This window comes from Mycobacterium sp., assembly GCF_035697385.1.
GTDB lineage: Bacteria > Actinomycetota > Actinomycetes > Mycobacteriales > Mycobacteriaceae > Mycobacterium.
In genome coordinates this window covers 1-16,037 of the sequence record NZ_DASSCY010000067.1, presented here as the reverse complement: position 1 = coordinate 16,037, position 16,037 = coordinate 1, and the positions used below count along the sequence as shown (strand labels likewise).

General features: G+C 65.8%; 17 protein-coding genes. 8 read left to right on the top strand and 9 right to left on the bottom strand.

The genetic code is table 11. From position 1 onward, the window contains the following. From VFH65_RS06270 to VFH65_RS06260, 3 genes are all read left to right on the top strand, one after another. On the top strand, positions 1-1,520 hold a 1,520-nt coding region (locus VFH65_RS06270), incomplete at its 5' end, for a DUF7065 domain-containing protein (RefSeq protein ID WP_353320290.1). An 88-nt stretch (positions 1,521-1,608) separates the two neighbouring features. After that, entirely contained in the window at positions 1,609-1,935 is a 327-nt protein-coding gene (locus VFH65_RS06265) for a YnfA family protein (protein WP_353320291.1), read from the top strand. A 12-nt stretch (positions 1,936-1,947) separates the two neighbouring features. Continuing rightward, positions 1,948-2,766: an SDR family NAD(P)-dependent oxidoreductase gene (locus VFH65_RS06260; protein WP_353320289.1), complete on the top strand. Its 819-nt coding sequence runs from the start codon at positions 1,948-1,950 to the stop codon at positions 2,764-2,766. Between the two features lie 10 nt (positions 2,767-2,776). Here the strand turns inward: VFH65_RS06260 and VFH65_RS06255 are convergent, their stop codons facing one another. Continuing rightward, the gene (locus VFH65_RS06255; protein ID WP_353320288.1) at positions 2,777-3,661 is read right to left on the bottom strand and encodes an SCO6745 family protein; all 885 of its coding nucleotides are present in this window, start codon (positions 3,659-3,661) and stop codon (positions 2,777-2,779) included. Between the two features lie 95 nt (positions 3,662-3,756). Between VFH65_RS06255 and VFH65_RS06250 the strand changes: the two genes are divergently transcribed. Continuing rightward, on the top strand, positions 3,757-4,497 hold the full coding sequence (locus VFH65_RS06250; protein WP_353320287.1) for a DUF4333 domain-containing protein: 741 nt from the start codon (positions 3,757-3,759) through the stop codon (positions 4,495-4,497). On the opposite strand, the gene VFH65_RS06245 is transcribed toward VFH65_RS06250, so the two are convergent. After that, positions 4,494-5,207: a FadR/GntR family transcriptional regulator gene (locus VFH65_RS06245; protein WP_353320286.1), complete on the bottom strand. Its 714-nt coding sequence runs from the start codon at positions 5,205-5,207 to the stop codon at positions 4,494-4,496. The two genes, VFH65_RS06250 and VFH65_RS06245, sit on opposite strands and share 4 nt — an antisense overlap. A gap of 123 nt (positions 5,208-5,330) precedes the next feature. On the opposite strand from VFH65_RS06245, the gene VFH65_RS06240 reads away from it, so the two are divergent. Together VFH65_RS06240 and VFH65_RS06235 are read left to right on the top strand one after the other, a co-directional pair. Next, positions 5,331-5,840 carry a gluconokinase gene (locus VFH65_RS06240; protein ID WP_353320285.1) on the top strand — a complete coding sequence of 170 codons (510 nt, stop codon included), beginning with the start codon at positions 5,331-5,333 and terminating at the stop codon, positions 5,838-5,840. A 41-nt stretch (positions 5,841-5,881) separates the two neighbouring features. Further along, on the top strand, positions 5,882-7,318 hold the full coding sequence (locus tag VFH65_RS06235) for a GntP family permease (protein ID WP_353320284.1): 1,437 nt from the start codon (positions 5,882-5,884) through the stop codon (positions 7,316-7,318). 149 nt (positions 7,319-7,467) lie between these two features. Here the strand turns inward: VFH65_RS06235 and VFH65_RS06230 are convergent, their stop codons facing one another. The 4 genes from VFH65_RS06230 to VFH65_RS06215 form a co-directional block, all read right to left on the bottom strand. Further along, the gene (locus tag VFH65_RS06230) at positions 7,468-7,962 is read right to left on the bottom strand and encodes an RDD family protein (protein WP_353320283.1); all 495 of its coding nucleotides are present in this window, start codon (positions 7,960-7,962) and stop codon (positions 7,468-7,470) included. An 88-nt stretch (positions 7,963-8,050) separates the two neighbouring features. Next, positions 8,051-8,926 carry a DoxX family protein gene (locus VFH65_RS06225; RefSeq protein WP_353320282.1) on the bottom strand — a complete coding sequence of 292 codons (876 nt, stop codon included), beginning with the start codon at positions 8,924-8,926 and terminating at the stop codon, positions 8,051-8,053. A gap of 36 nt (positions 8,927-8,962) precedes the next feature. Then, positions 8,963-9,469, bottom strand: a complete 507-nt coding sequence (locus VFH65_RS06220) for a DUF6328 family protein (protein WP_353320281.1) — start codon at positions 9,467-9,469, stop codon at positions 8,963-8,965. A gap of 48 nt (positions 9,470-9,517) precedes the next feature. After that, positions 9,518-10,069: a dihydrofolate reductase family protein gene (locus VFH65_RS06215; RefSeq protein ID WP_353320280.1), complete on the bottom strand. Its 552-nt coding sequence runs from the start codon at positions 10,067-10,069 to the stop codon at positions 9,518-9,520. 68 nt (positions 10,070-10,137) lie between these two features. Between VFH65_RS06215 and xylB the strand changes: the two genes are divergently transcribed. Next, a complete protein-coding gene (gene xylB, locus VFH65_RS06210; RefSeq protein ID WP_353320279.1) occupies positions 10,138-11,535 on the top strand; it encodes a xylulokinase in 1,398 nt (465 codons plus the stop codon). 13 nt (positions 11,536-11,548) lie between these two features. Here the strand turns inward: xylB and VFH65_RS06205 are convergent, their stop codons facing one another. Continuing rightward, positions 11,549-12,460: a LysR family transcriptional regulator gene (locus tag VFH65_RS06205; RefSeq protein ID WP_353320278.1), complete on the bottom strand. Its 912-nt coding sequence runs from the start codon at positions 12,458-12,460 to the stop codon at positions 11,549-11,551. A gap of 93 nt (positions 12,461-12,553) precedes the next feature. On the opposite strand from VFH65_RS06205, the gene VFH65_RS06200 reads away from it, so the two are divergent. Beyond that, complete coding sequence (locus VFH65_RS06200) at positions 12,554-14,035, top strand: FGGY-family carbohydrate kinase (RefSeq protein WP_353320277.1); 1,482 nt, start codon at positions 12,554-12,556, stop codon at positions 14,033-14,035. A 219-nt stretch (positions 14,036-14,254) separates the two neighbouring features. Here the strand turns inward: VFH65_RS06200 and VFH65_RS06195 are convergent, their stop codons facing one another. After that, the gene (locus VFH65_RS06195) at positions 14,255-15,046 is read right to left on the bottom strand and encodes an SDR family NAD(P)-dependent oxidoreductase (protein WP_353320276.1); all 792 of its coding nucleotides are present in this window, start codon (positions 15,044-15,046) and stop codon (positions 14,255-14,257) included. After that, positions 15,043-16,037, bottom strand: a 995-nt coding sequence (locus VFH65_RS06190; RefSeq protein WP_353320275.1) for a sugar-binding transcriptional regulator, incomplete at its 5' end; no start/stop codon positions are given. The genes VFH65_RS06195 and VFH65_RS06190, both read right to left, overlap by 4 nt.

Below are 16,037 nucleotides of genomic sequence, written 5' to 3'. Positions count from 1 at the left end.
ATGCGCCGCTACTCGGCGACACGGCCATGGCCAACGCGGACTGGCTCAACCGCGAGTCGCCGATGAACCAAGCGGTGATCGGCCAGCTCTACGCAGGTTTCGCCGAGCGCTACGGCGATCAGATCGAACACGACCACCGTAGCGTCTGTGAGCGGCTGGTCGCCGCCTTCGATGCCTACGTCGCCGGGGAGTCCGAACCCGGTCGGGTCATGGGTCTCGTTCACGGCGACTACCGTTTGGACAACATGCTTTTCGGCCAGCCTCGCGCGGACAGGCCGCTGACGGTGGTGGATTGGCAGACCGTCACGTGGGGTCCGGCGATGACCGACGTCGCGTATTTCCTCGGCTGTGCCTTGGCGAACGAGCAGCGCCAGAAGAACTATGACGAGCTGTTGCGCGCCTACCACGACGCGCTCGGCCCCGACGCGCCGATCAGTCTCGACGGCGTCCGCGACGGGGTGCGGCGGCAGAGCTTCTTCGGGGTGATGATGGCGATCGTCTCGTCGATGCTCGTCGCGCGCACCGACCGCGGCGACGAGATGTTCATGGTGATGCTGCAGCGGCATTGCCAGCACGCGCTGGACACCGATGCGCTCAGCATTCTGCCCGAATATGTTGCCGCCGAGCCGCTTACGCCGACCGCCGACGACGAGGGGGCACATACCGCCGGCGACGAGCCGCTATGGAGCGAGAGCTGGTACTTCGACTTCGCCGATCCGCGCCAAGGGATCGGCGGCTGGATCCGGCTCGGGCTGATGCCCAATCAGCACACGTTGTGGATCACCGGCCTGCTGTGCGGCCCGGACATCCCCACCTATGCGCTGCTCGACTTCGACGACACCGGCGCCATTGAACTCACCCTCGCTCCCGCTGAACCGCTGAAGACGTACAGGGTCACGATGCGGGGACGCGGCCAGGCGTACGACGATCCCGCCGCGCTGCTGCGAAATGAACCGGGCCGACCCGTCGAGATGACATTCGAGCTGACGTGGGCAACGACGGGTACGCCGTACCAGTACCGCATTACGCCGCGCTACGAAATTCCGTGCACGGTGTCGGGCACCGTGACGGTCGACGGCCAACAGTTCGCGGTGCAAGGTGTTCCCGGTCAGCGCGATCACTCGTGGGGAGTGCGCGATTGGTGGGCCATGGACTGGGTGTGGAGCGCACTGCACCTCGACGACGGAACCCACACGCACGGCGTCGAAATCCGCATACCCGGCGCGCCGCGAATGGGCGTCGGCTACATACAGCAACCCGGTGAACCGCTCATCGAGCTGCAGACGGTCACCGCGCACGAGACATTCGCCGACGACGGCTTACCGCTGACCACCACGCTCACGCTGCGGCCCGGCGACCTGACCGCCACTATCGACATCCGCGGACACGCGCCCGTGCTGCTCACCTCGCCCGACGGCCGGGTCAGCCACTTCCCGCGGGCGTGGGCCACCGTCACCACAGCCGACGGCCGCGCCGGCGTCGGCTGGGTGGAATGGAACCGCAACCAGCCCACCCGCTAGCCCCCTGCCGCGAGGGTGCGTGTCTGCGCATCGACACGCCGACGAACACCGACATTTTGCGCACGCTCGCGGCAGGCTGAGTGTCGTGATCGTGTTGAAGTCCATTGCCTTGTTCGTCCTTGCGGCGCTGCTGGAGATCGGCGGCGCGTGGCTGGTGTGGCAGGGGGTGCGTGAACACCGCGGCTGGCTGTGGGTCGGGGCGGGCGCAATCGCATTGGGCGCCTACGGATTCGTCGCGGCGTTTCAGCCTGACGCACACTTCGGTCGAGTGCTTGCCGCGTATGGCGGCGTCTTCATCGCAGGCTCGCTGGTATGGGGGATGGTCGCCGACGGTTTTCGGCCCGACCGCTGGGATATCGCAGGAGCCGCGGTCTGCCTGATGGGTGTCGGCGTCATCATGTACGCCCCGCGCTGACAGAGTGGGCAGATGCGAATCATCGTCACTGGCGGCAACAGCGGCGTCGGCAAGGCGACCGCGGCGGAGCTTGCCGCCAACGGGCACAGCGTGGTCATTGCGTGCCGCAGCCTTCCCAAGGCCGAACGTGCCGCCGCCGAAATGACCGGCGACGTGCAAGTGCGTCATCTCGATCTGGCCGATCTGGCCAGCGTCCGCAGATTCGCCGACGAGACGGAAACCGTTGACGTACTTGTGAACAACGCCGGCGTGATGGGCCTGCCGCTGACCCGTACCGCCGACGGTTTCGAAGCACACATCGGCGCCAATCACCTCGGTCACTTCGCGCTCACGTGTCTGCTCGGGGACAAGATCACCGACCGGGTCATCTCAGTGGCCAGCGCGATGTACTTGTTCGCGCGCGTGCACCTCGACGACGTGAACTGGCATACCCGCAAGTACTCGCCGATGGCCGCCTACGCGGAGTCCAAGTTGGCGAACCTGCTGTTCGTGACCGAGCTCGCCAGACGTGGTGTCCGGGCTTATGCGTCGGACCCCGGGATGACCGATACCGGCTTAACGCGAAACGCCGGCGCGGGAACGCCCATAGGTGACCGCAACCCGGTGTGGCGCATCCTGCAGAGCCCGGCCCAGGGAGCGCGTGCGAGCATCCAGGCCGTGACGACCGACCTGCCGAGCGGCACCTATTTCGCGCCACGGTTCAACCAGTGGGGCAAGCCGAAGGTCACCAAACTGCGCCCCAAGGCGCGCGACGCGGAAACGGCCCGCGCGTTGTGGGCCCTGTCGGCGGAGTTGACCGGCTGCGATTGGCGCGGCCAAACACCGCGTTAACGGAATGTCGTTAAATCAAATGCGCGCTGTCATCATCTAGGTCGTGGCGACTCAAGCCCATCGGCGTCGCAGCCGGAACGTCACCCGCTGCGACCACCTTTCGCGTTATCGGGGTGAGCGCACGGAACAACGCCTCCACTTCGTCGTCGTCGAGCCCGTCGAGGGCGCGTAGGGCCAGCCGGTCGGTGGCGTCTTCGATTCGCTGTTTGAGATCGCGACCGGCGTCGGTGAGCTCGCCATCGTCGTCGAGCAGGCCACGGCGGGCCAGTCGGTCGCGATAGTGATTCCACTGTTCATCGTCGTAGTCACGGCTGCGCATGATCATCTCGCGCGGCACCCGGCCCGCCGCCGCATGCAACACATTGCATTCGCGGCCGGACACCTCGAGCGCCGCAAGCACGGCCACATGCCCGTCGCCGCGCTGTTCGCGCAACAGGGTCGTCGCGTGCCACAGCTTCGCCAGCGGCTCCTCCGGCCAGTTGAGCGCGGCGTTGGCTGCAAACAGCGGCCGGCCGTCGAGGGGGGCACCGCGCGCGGCCTTCGCGGCGAGTTCGGCTGCGGCGTGCGCCTCGTCATCGGCCACGCCGTAACGGCGCAGCGCGGCGACAGCTGACTGCTCCCGAATCCGCAACGCGTCCGCAGGCGTGGTGAGCTCCCACACGGCGGGCAGCGCCTTGGCGACGCGCTCGGGCGTGAAGTTGTAGAACGAGGCAGTCACCACCTCGGTGGGCACGACACCGAATGGGGCCGACCGGGCGGCGAAGTAGCCCATCCAAAATCCGCGGAAGCCAAGTTCGTCGAACGCACTTCGGGCTTCCGGCGCGAAGTACGTCACGGCATGCACCGGTTCGACGCGATCAAAAAAGCGGCGTGCCAGCGTCGGTTCTCTGCTCACTTTCGCAGTTAATCATCCCGTCTGCGGCCAACTTGTTATGGTCCCTGCGAACGCGAGGCCCGTGGCCAAGTAGCAAATGTCCCAGGAGGCGGTCCATGCGCACGCTGATCGCAGCCGTGGGCGCCGTCGCCGCAGCGGCTGCACTGGTGCCCGGATGCAGCATCCCCATTGGCAGTGACGGCAAGCCCGTCGTCTCCAGGGAGGCTCTGCAAACAGAAATCGCCGACCGGCTTACCAAGGCCGGCGAACAGCCCGAGTCTGTGACGTGCCGGGAGGACCTGGTCGGCGAGGTCGGTAAGACCGCGCGCTGTGAGGTGGTGATGAGCCCGACGAACAGCTTCGAGCCCGTTGTCGCGGTGACGCGTATCGACGGCACCACCGTCGACTACGAGATGACGCCTGCGGTCTCCAAGGAGCAGCTCGAGAAGGCGGTGTCGCGCCTGGTCAGCGCCGCGTCCGGGGTTCAGGTGGAGACCGTTCTATGTGAGTCCGGGCTGCAGGGCAACGTCGGTGCCGTCGCCTACTGCGATGTCGGCGCCGGGGGAGTCAAGCTGAGGCGCACCATCGAGGTCAACAGAGTCGACGGCTTGATGATGAACTTCGACGTGGTGCCGTTGCTGACGAAGGCGGAGGTCGAGCGTTCGCTGCTCGACGAACTCGGAAGCCAGGGCCGCCCGCGGCCGGACTCTGCGCAGTGCTCGGGAAACCTTGAAGGACGGCCCGGCAACACCGTCGACTGCACGATCGTGGCAGGCGCGGAAGCCGTGGCGTTCACGCTGACGGTCACGACAGTGCAGGGGAACAAGATCAACTATCGGTACCAGCCGAAAGACTAGTACTCCGAAAGTTCTTCGGACACAGCCGATGCCGCCTCGTCGATGATCGCGCGCATGGCCTGCTCGGCAGCCGCCTCGTCGCGCATCCGGATCGCGCGAGCGACTTCGTCGTGCAGGTCGATGGCTGCCGGATTTGGCGTCTCAGGCATCATGCCGTGATGGGTCCTGCCCGCCAGCACCTCGGCGACGACGCCGTTCAATGCGCGGAACATCTCGTTGCCGCTGGCCTCCAACAGGGTCTGATGAAAGATCTTGTCCGCCAACAGATACGCCTCGAGGTCACCTGAGCGGCCGTGTACCACCATGTCCGAAACGGCGGCTGCCATGATGCGGCATTGATGAGGATCTGCTCGCCTGGCGGCCAGCGCCGCCGCGGTCGGCTCGAAGCCACGCCGCAGTTCCGAAAGGGACAGCAGTTGCGCGGTCCGGTCGCCTGCGTCCAGGCGCCAGCGAATCAGCCTGGGATCAAAGACATTCCATTTCTGCGCCGGCTGAATGGTGATGCCGACGCGTCTGCGCGACTCCACCATGCCCATCGACTCGAGCACACGGACCGCTTCCCTCGCGACGCTGCGGGACACCCCGTGCCGCGCGCTGACCCCATCCAAGTTGATGACCTGCCCGGGCGGATATTCGCCGGACACGATCGCGGTGCCTAGCGCGGTCAGCAGATTGCCGTGCAGGGCGCCGACGATTGGCTGCGATACCACGCATACATCTTGTCATAGCTTTGCTGGCGTTATTAAAACCATACGATTGCGATACAGAGTTGCAATCGTATGACGATTGATGCATGCTGTGTGACGTCAAGCACAAGTGGGTAGGTGGAGGCAATGGCGTCACCAATCGTCGTCATGGGCGTATCTGGCTCGGGTAAGTCGACCGTGGGCGCAGCGCTGGCGCAGCGGCTACGTGTCCCGTTCGCCGATGCCGACGACTTTCATCCGCCGGCCAACATCGCCAAGATGACCGCAGGCGAACCACTCGACGACGACGATCGATACCCCTGGCTGGAAGCGATCGGGGAGTGGCTCGCTGCGCGCGACGGCTCTGGCGGAGTGATGAGTTGCTCGGCGCTCAAGCGAAAGTATCGCGATCAGCTTCGCAGGCATTGTGCCGGAGTCGAGTTCCTGCATCTTGCGGGCACACCAGAAGTCATCGGCAGACGACAGGCCAGCCGGCCCGGGCATTTCATGCCGGCCTCACTGCTGGCATCGCAATTCAAAACGCTCGAGCCGCTCGAGTCGGATGAAAGCGGCGTCACCATCGATGTCGACCAGAACATCGATTCCATCGTCGATGACTACGTCGCGTTATCGGCCGCGCGCACAACAGAAACCTAAGACGTCCGGAACAGGCCGGACACTGACGATTCGGAGGACTCGTGGAAGCGATCGAACCGGCATATGGTGCCACCACCTTGTTGCTGATTGCAGCAGGGGCTGTCGCCGTCTTGCTTTTCCTGATCATGAAGGTGAAGCTGCATGCCTTCGTTGCTCTCGTCCTGGTGAGCGTGCTGACGGCGCTGGCCGCCGGCATCCCAGTGGCCGACGTCCCTGACGCGCTGTCCTTCGGTTTCTCCAACACGCTCGGCTCGGTGGCCCTGCTTGTCGGCTTCGGCGTCATGATCGGCCGACTTCTTGAAGTGACCGGCGGCGCTCAGGTCCTCGCAGACACCCTCATCGGCAGGTTCGGTGAGAAGCGGGCTCCGTTCGCACTTGGTGTTGCCGCGCTGCTCTTCGGGTTTCCGATTTTCTTCGACGCCGGTCTGGTCGTCTTCCTGCCGATCATCATGACGGTCGCGCGGCGCTTCTCCGGCTCCCTGCTCTTGTACGCGCTTCCGGCCGCAGGTGCCTTTGCCGCCATGCATGCGATAGTGCCGCCGCACCCGGGGCCGGTCGCGGCCGCCGAGCTGCTCGAAGGCAACATCGGGCTCACCCTGCTGGTCGGTGCGCCCGTCGCCGTCGCAGCGTGGTTCGTCGGTTCCTATCTCGTGTCCCAAATCATCGGTCGCCGTGTGCACGTCGACGTCCCGGTGGCATTGTTCGGTGAAATGAACGGCGGCCGTGACGATGTCACGGATCCTGATGGCACTAGCGCAGGCGTTGCGGGACAAGGCAATACCATGACGCGCACCGTTCCGTCCTTTGCGACAGTCCTTGGCGTGTTACTCCTGCCGTTCGTTCTGATCTCGTTCAACACCGTGCTGAACACGCTCATGACCGCGGGTGTGATCGAGGAGGGGGCTACCTGGGCCGAGTACCTCAGGCTGCTCGGAAACACATCCGTTGCACTGCTTATCACGGTGATCGTGGCCACTGTCGTGTTGGGATTGCGGGACCGCTCGATGGCCGACGTCGGCACCATCCTCGACAACGCCCTTGGCCCGATCTGCGCGGTCATCCTGATCACCGGCGCCGGGGGCATGTTCGGCGGCGTGCTGCGGTTGAGCGGCATCGGGGACGCGCTGAGCGGCTCACTCTCGAACCTCGGGATGTCGCTGATCCTGCAGGCCTTCATCATTGCCACGGTGCTTCGCGTCGCGCAGGGCTCGGCGACCGTCGCGCTGACTACGACCGCGGGGCTGCTCGCCGCCGCAGCCGCCGAGGCGGACCTCAACAATTTCCAGCTGACACTACTGGTGATCGCCATTGCCGCAGGCGCGACCGTACTCTCGCACGTCAACGACTCGGGGTTCTGGTTAGTCAGTCGGTTCTTCGGCATGGATGTGAAGACAACGCTCAAGACCTGGACGGTCATGGAGACGACGCTTGGCCTCACCGCGTTCGTCATCAGCCTGGCCTTGTGGACCGTGGCGTGACACGGCTGTGTCGGGCTTACGTTAGCCGTATTGGCTTGGCGCGCAACGAATCCCGCGACTGTGACTCTTTGCGATCACCGGGTCGTGGTATGACCACCGGTCGGTAGACGGATGGGCCCCGCTGTGCGGGGCCCATCCTTGCGCGGCGCCTAGCCCTTGACGACCTGCGTACCGCCCGCCAACTCGTCATGCTTGCCCTGCTTCGACGGGCTGCCATTGATCGTCACGGCTATCAGGATGATCGCGACGACCCCAAGCAGTCCACCGATGAATGGGATGATCGGCAGCAGCGTCCACGAATTGCGGATCGCCGACTGCGAAGCCGTGGGCTTCGGCGCTCCACCGGGTCCGTGCACGCTTAGACCGAGCAGCTTCTTGCCCGGTGTCCATCCCTGAGTCGTCTCGAACGCCAGGAAGTAGATGAATGTCAGCAGACCCGTGAACAGGCCGGTGACCCAAAAGTTCGACAGCGAGTTCGTGGCGAATATCAGTATCCAGCTGACGATCATCACCAAGATGCCGTCGATTAGTCGCGCGGCAAAGCGAAGACCCAAGCTTCCGGGCTCCTGGCCGCCGGGTGGGGGGATATGGGCACCCGCTTCGCCGTACTGCCCGGGTTGAGGTTCGAAGTCGCCGGCTGTCATCGGATATGCCCCCTGTATGCGGTGATGGTGGAGCAAATCTACCGCTCAGGCAGCCAGCATCGCCGGGTTTAGCCCCGGCTGATCAAATTCAGCTCCAGCGGCGACGACGCTGCTTGACTTGCGTCCGTGCCGTCTCGGCAAGCTCGGGGGCACGCTCGCGCGCCGCATCCGCACGCTCGCGTGCCACCTCGGCGAGCTCGGCGCTGCGCTCACGCGCAATCTCGGCCCATTCGGCCCCGCGTTCGCGAGCCGCGTCGGCAAGGATCGGTGCACGTTCGCGCGCCACCTCTGCGAGTTCAGTGCCACGTTCGCGAGCCGCTTCCGCCCAGACTGGGGCGCGTTCGCGCGCCACTTCGGCGAGCTCGGCTCCGCGCTCGGCAGCCACGTGGGCCAGTTCCCGGCCGCGCTCGGCGCCGACGTGCAGGCCATGGCCGAGCTTTTCGGCGACGGCGCTGTCCGCCAGCGCACCGCCGGTCGCCGCTCCCGCCGGCAGCGCCGCGGCGACGGCTCCGGTCACCTTCTGGGCGGCGCGGCGGCCGCGCCAGCCGAGCGACGGTTTGCCCTCGGTGTCGACGGCGGCAATGATCAGCCCGCCGATGAGGCTCACGTCGGTTATGAAGGCGCGGCGTTCATCAGCCTTGCGCTGCGGGTCAGACTCGCTCCAGAACATATGGCCGCCAAGGCTGCCCGGCACCACGCTGAGGGCCAACGCCGCAGAAGCGACGCGAGGCAGTTTGCCGGTCGCCAGCAGCAGGCCACCGCCGATCTGCACTGCGGCGTTGATACGGGCAACGGTCTCGGCATTGGACGGCACATTCGTACCGACCGGATCAGGGAGCTTGGACAGCCCCTCAAGCGTGGGACGGGCCGCGTCGGCCGCGGGTTTTGGGCTGCGCAGGGCATCGACGCCGCGGCTGATGAATACCGCTGACAACATCGGGCGCGCAATACGTCGGATCAACATGGGCCATGAGTTCCCAGGCCCGCGGTGACGCAAACGTTAGTAGGAGTTGTCCTGGCTGCGCCGCCCCGGCAGCGGAACGAGCACCCACAAGCATGTCGCGCCGATCAACATGCACCCGCCGGCGATCCAGGCTGCCGTCCTTCCGGCGACGGCGTCGAAGATGACCACGCCGACTCCTGCGAGTGCCGCGGCAAGCAGCAGCAGGCCCGCCATCGCGTAACTATGAGATGCCCTCACCAACATCTTGAGGCGGTGCTTGCGGAACAGGATGCGGTGCATGGCCACGGGCGCGACGAGCAGCAGGGTGGAGGCGAGCGAGCAGGCGACAGTCACGAGATAGATCGTTCGCATGGTCGTGTCGAGCTGGGTGAACCGCTGCTGAAACGGCAGCGTCAGCAAGAACCCGGTAAGCAACTGCACGCCTGTCTGGGCGACCCGAAGCTCCTGGAGCAGGCTTGACCAATTGCGGTCGAGGCGTTCGGCTTCCGTTTCGTTTCGATCCGGATCCCAACGCTTGTGCGCCTGCGGGTGCTCCTCGTCCACCTGGCAAGTCTTGCAGCGCAGCGCGCAACCATGTCTGAATCGGCGGATTCAGGTGGACGCGTAGCGCAGCAAGGTGATTCCGGACCGGAAGGACTTCGGCGCTTCCACCAACTTCAGCGTCCCGATCACAGTGCCGTCGGGGAAGAGTCGACGACCACGGCCCTGGACCGCGGGATAGACGAACATTCGGTACTCGTCGACGATCCCCGCGGCGATGAGCGTGTGCGCGAGGCTGATGCTGCCGGTCAACACGATGTCCTTGCCTGATTGGGCCTTCAAATCGCTGGCCTGCTCGACCGGATCGCCGGCCAGCACCGTCGAGTTCTCCCACTGCGGGTCCGACATCGTCGAGGACACCACGTACTTGGCGACGTTGTTGAGGTAGTCCGTCACTCCGGTGGCGTCGTCGGTCTGTTTCGGCCAGTAGCCGCGGAAGTCCTCGAACGTCCGGCGGCCGACCAGCAGCGCGTCGGCCTGCGCATCTTGCCGGTGAGACTCTTCGAGCAGATCTTTGTCCTGAAGCTGGGGGTCGAACCAGTCGTCGAGCATCTCGATCGAGCCGTCCAGCGTGATGTTCTCGGTGATAACGAGCTTTCGCATATAGATATAGACAACCCGCCCCTGCGAGACTCATCGGCACGTCGGTCAGGCGGGGTAACTTCGCAGACGTGACACTCGTTGCGGGAATCGACTCGTCCACCCAGTCCTGCAAGGTGGTGATTTGCGACGCCGACTCCGGTGAGACCGTGCGGTCCGCATCCTCGCCTCACCCCGACGGGACCGAGGTGGATCCACGCCTGTGGTGGTCCGCCCTTCAGGCGAGCATCGACGCGGCTGGCGGGCTCGACGACGTCGCGGCCATGGCGGTCGGGGCCCAGCAGCACGGCATGGTGTGCCTGGACGAAGCCGGTGAGGTTGTCCGGGATGCGTTGCTGTGGAACGACACTCGATCAGGCACTGCGGCCGCCGATCTGGTTGCCGAGTTGGGTGGCGCCGCCGAGTGGGCGAAGCGGATCGGGGTGGTGCCGGTTGCATCCATCACGGCGACGAAGCTGCGCTGGCTCGCCGACAACGAACCTGCGCATGCCGACGCCACGGCGGCGGTGTGCCTGCCGCATGACTGGCTGACGTGGCGGCTGTGTGGCTCGACCGACATCGGTGAACTCCGCACGGATCGCAGCGACGCCAGCGGCACCGGGTACTTCTCCGCGGAAACCGACAGCTACCAGCACGACCTGCTGGAGTTGGCGATGCGCGGCCGACGTCCGGGGTTGCCGACGGTGCTCGGCCCGCGTGATGCGGCGGGCCAAACCCGTTCGGGCGCGGTACTGGGCCCTGGCGCGGGAGACAACGCCGCGGCGGCGCTGGGCCTGGGCGCAGGACCGGGTGACTGCGTGGTCTCGCTCGGCACCTCTGGTGTGGTGAGCGCGGTGGGAGATGCCGCGCCCCACGATGCGGAGGGAATCGTGGCAGGTTTCGCGGACGCCACCGGACGGCAACTGCCCTTGGTGTGCACACTCAACGGCGCGCCCGTATTGGCTGCCGTCACGACGATGTTGGGAGTGGACTTCGACGAACTGGATCGGCTGGCATTGTTGGCGCCCGCAGGCGCGGAGGGGCTGACGCTCGTGCCGTACTTCGAGGGTGAACGGTCGCCGAACTTGCCGAACGCGGCGGGCGCCTTCCATGGCGTGACGACCCGAAACCTGACCTCTGCCAACGTTGCCCGCGCAGCAATTGAAGGCTTGCTCAGTTCAATGGCCTACTGCATCGACAAGATCTCCGCGCAAGGCGTCGACGTCAAGCGCATCATCCTGGTCGGTGGGGGAGCCCGGTCGGAGGCGGTTCGTCGCGTCGCGCCGGCGATCTGGGGCGCTCCGGTACATGTACCGACGCCGGCTGAATACGTCGCCTTGGGTGCGGCGCGGCAGGCTGCATGGACGCTGTCACAACAGGATTCGCCGCCGCCGTGGACGTTCGGATTGACAGCGTCCTACACCGCGGATCCCACGCCGGAGGTGCTCGACCAATATCGGGCCGCGCAGCCGCTGATACTGGGCCGGTGAACGCGCGCGACGGCTAGGGAACCGGTCGCGGCCACTGCGGTTGTGGCAGTTGGGCTCCCGGCGGGCGCAGTCGGTCCAGCACCACCCTTAGCGGCGGCCACGTCGACCGGCCACGGCGCGTCACCGCATATGCGGTGAGGACGGGGTTGGCGTCGGCCAGGGGGAGTACCTTGACGCCGCTTGCGGTGGGCCGACCGATCGGCAGCAGGCCGACGCCGTAGCCGGCGACGATGAGATCTTCGACCAGGTCGAGGCTGTCGATTTGGTGCGCGATCTTCGGCGCGAATCCTGCCATCGAGGCCAGCGTTCGCACGGCGTCTTCGTCAGCGGTGTTGCGCGAGTTGACAATCCATGTTTGATCCGCGTAGTCGGCGATGTCGGCAGGTCCGTCCGGGGCATCGAGCGGAACGCCGAGTCCCCATGCGACGGTCCACAGCGGCAGTGTCTCGAGAACAGGGCCGACGGATGCCGGAGCCAGGTTGTAGTCGTAGGTCAGTGCCAGATCGAGGTTGTCGTCGGTCAGCAAGGCAAACGCCTCGATCGGTTCGAACTCGCTGATCACGAAGTCAACCTTCGGATACTCGTCTGCGAGATCGGCGACGATCGGGAACAGCGACACGCGCAGTCCGGTCGCGAAACCGCCGACGCGCACGGTGCCCGCTGGTTCGGCGTCGGGGTCGAGATCCAGCCGCGCCGCGTCAATGGCGGCGAGGATCGTGACAGCGTGGTCGGCCAGACGCTGCCCTGCCGGTGTGAGGCGCACCCGTCGGCCTTCGGGCTCGATGAGCTGAGCGCCCGTTTCCTTTGCCAGTGCGGCGATCTGCTGTGAGACGGTCGACGTGGTGAGGTGGTGTGCGTCGGCGACGGCGCGCATCGAGCCCAACCGGGAGAGCGCGAGCAGCAATTGCAGGCGACGAGTATCCATCCCGCAATTGTCCACAAATCGTGAACGGATTGTCGGCGAACGTCGCCATGAACTGAACGGTGGAGCAGGCCGTATTTCAATTAGGGTTGTCGCGTGGACTTGCTGCTCGGCATCGACATGGGGACGGGGAGCTCGAAAGGCGTCCTCGTCGACGCGGCGGGATCGGTCCTTGCCTCCGAGACCATCGCCCATTCGATGAATCTGCCGCGGCCAGGTTGGGCCGAGGTCGACGCGGAAGCGATGTGGTGGCGCGAGGTGTGCGCCATCAGCACCACCCTGATGGCACGTATGCCCTCCGGCGCCGTCCCGGTAGGGATGTGTGTCAGCGGAGTCGGGCCGTGCCTGGTGTTGTGCGACGACGACCTACGTCCGCTGCGGCCCGCGATCCTCTATGGTGTCGACACCAGGGCCATCGCCGAAATCGAAGCGCTTACCACCGAACTCGGCGAGCAGAACATTCTCGACCGTGCAGGCACGTTGTTGTCAAGCCAGGCCGTCGGCCCGAAACTGGAGTGGGTGCGCCGGCACGAACCGCAGGTATTGGAGCGGGCCACAGGGTGGTACGGGTCGAACTCCTACATCGCCGCCAAACTGACCGGCGAATACGTGATGGACCATCACACGGCCAGCCAGTGCGATCCCCTGTACGCCACCCGGGATTTCGACTGGAATCATCAATGGGCGCAGCGTATCTGCGGACACCTCCCGCTACCGCGACTGGTATGGCCTAGCGACGTGGTTGGCACCGTGACACCGGAAGCCGCCGCGCAGACCGGTATTCCCGCGGGCACACCCGTCGCCGCGGGCACGGTTGACGCGTACTCGGAGGCGTTCTCGGTCGGAGTGCGCCATCCCGGCGACCAGATGCTGATGTACGGCTCGACGATGTTCCTGGTGCAGATCATCGACGAGTACTTCAGCGACCCGACGCTGTGGACGACCACGGGCGTCGAGCAGCGGAGTTTGGCGCTTGCCGCAGGCACTTCGACCGCGGGAAGCCTGATCGGCTGGCTGCAGACCGTCACCGGCGGAGCGTCTTTCGACGACCTGATGGCCGAGGCGCAGTCGGTGCCGCCGGGCAGCGAGGGATTGCTGGTATTGCCCTATCTAGCGGGCGAGCGCACTCCGGTTTTCGACCCGCAGGCTCGTGGCGTGGTGGCCGGGCTCACGCTGCGCCACGGCCGCGGCCACCTCTTTCGCGCTGCCTACGAAGGCATTTCGTTCGGAATCCGGCAGATCCTTGAGCGCTTCGACGATGCCCATACCGGTACGCGGACGGTCGCCGTGGGAGGAGGATTGCGCAGCCCGATCTGGGCTCAGGCGGTCAGCGATATCACCGGACGTCCGCAGCTTGTACCCGAGCAGGCGATCGGCGCCAGCTACGGTGACGCCCTGCTCGCCGCCATCGGTGTCGGGCTGGTTCCCTCCACGACCGACTGGGCCAAGATCGCGCGGGAGATCAAGCCGACTCCGAGCAACCGTGGGCTCTACGACGATCTCTACGGAACGTGGCGAGAGTTGTACCCGGCCACGAAGACTCAGGTGCACCGCCTGGCGGCGACCGACCCAGACTGAGGTGTCGAGTCACACCGGCCTCATCAGTAGCTAGAAGTTGCGACTCGTTTGTTGCCCGCCTCAGCGCGACAACCGAGCGACAATCCGCGGTCGCCGGGGCCGTAGGAAGAGGGCTCCGGTGCGTAGAGAGGTGTCGCTGACTTGTCACTCTGAGGCGGGCGCAAAGCGCACCGCTCGGCTGAGTGACCAAAGTGGCGGAAGTGCCAGCTGCCGAGCCGGTCAGCCCATCGTGTAGCCCCCGTCGACAGGAATGTCGACGCCGTTGATCATGCTCGCGGCGTCCGATGCCAACCACACCACTGCATCGGACACCTCATGCGGAACTGCAAAGCGGCCCAATGGAATTCGTGCGATCATCGGCGCCGATTTGGCGTCGTCACCCCAAACCCGTTGGCCCATCTCGGTGAGTACCACCGTCGGGCACACCGAATTGGCCCGGATGCCGTACGGGCCGAGCTCTCGAGCAAGTACCTTGGTGGCCATCACTAGTCCCGCCTTTGACGCGCAGTACGCGTAGTGGTCGGGCAACGGGGCCAACGCGGCAGCCGACGCGACGGTGATGATCGACCCGCCAGTGCCCGCCGCGACCATCGCGGCACCGACCGCTGAAGCCAGCAGCGCCGGCGCGCGCAAATTCACCGCGATGGTCGCGTCGAACAGGGCAGGATCGGTCTCGACGACCGGCTGAGGGTGCGAGATGCCGGCGTTGTTGACCAGTACGTCCAGCCCGCCGAATGCATCCCCGGCCTGCCTGGCCAGTTCGCTCGGTCCTTCGGATAGCGCGAGATCGACTGCAGCGGTACGAATCTCGGCGCCATACTCGTCGGCAAGGGCAGAGCGCGCCGCGCCAAGCTCCTCGTCGTCGCGCCCGCTGAGCACCAGCTTCGCACCGGCAGAGGCGAACGCCCGCGCAATATCTGCGCCGATGCCTTTGGTGGCTCCTGTGATCAGCGCTCGCTTGCCGTCCAGCCGCAGTGCGCCCGCGTAACGGGGATCGGCGATCATTGTCATGTCGACTCAACGGTGTCGAGGATCGCCGCCGCGGTGGCGGGATCGGTGACCAGCTGGTTGAAGTATCCGCCCTTGGCGCCGGCGACTATGGAGTCGATCTTCTCGGTTCCTATGGCCACCGCGATAGTGACGGGGATGTGTCGAAGGGCATTGAGTTCAACGGCGATCAGGCGGTCGCTGCCGTCGAAATCGATGCCGTCGCCGGCTCGGTCGTAGAACCGTGAGCACACGTCGCCCACCGACGCGCGCAGCGAATCGGACCCCGTCGGCACGAATTGCGGGATATCGGAGCGCATCAGTGGTGGCGCGCCGACGCCCATCAGCGCGCATCGCGCGCGCGGCCAAAGATGCAGTACTCGTTGAATGCTGGGGTCATTGACCAGCGACGGATGCAGGTCCGGTCCTGGCAACGCGGGAGCGAACAGGTAGTTCGGCCTGCCGCCGACCCGGTTGGCGACCAGTCGGGTGATCTCGTTGGTCTGGTACCACTCCTCGGGCTGATCGGTTCCGCCGACCGTCGGCGCGACGAGAATGCCGGGCAGCGGGACAAGGTCGTACTGCGCGACCTCGTAAACGGTGCGCCCCGACGACACCAACAGAACGTCGCCAGGGAGTAGGCCGGCCGCCGACAACGCGCGACCGACGGCAGGTGCGAGGGCTCCGCCCATCACGTCGAGGACCGTTCGACCGGGCCCCGGATTTGGCAACGGATGGCTCAGGTAAACGGTCGTCAGCGACAGGGCGCGGGTCAACCGGGCGGCGATATCGCCCGACGCCACCTCGGCAGGCGGCACTACTTCTATGCGCACAATGCCGCGTCGTTTGGCCTCCGCAAGGAGCCGACTGACTGTTGCCCGGCTGGTGCTCAACTGGCTTGCCACCTCGGCCTGGGTCGCGTCCTCGCCGTAGTAGAGCTTTGCCGCCGCATACAGCAGCGAGGCTGAAAAATGGCCGGCGTCGGCGTCGGGCGCGGAGCCATCGACGTCGGCTG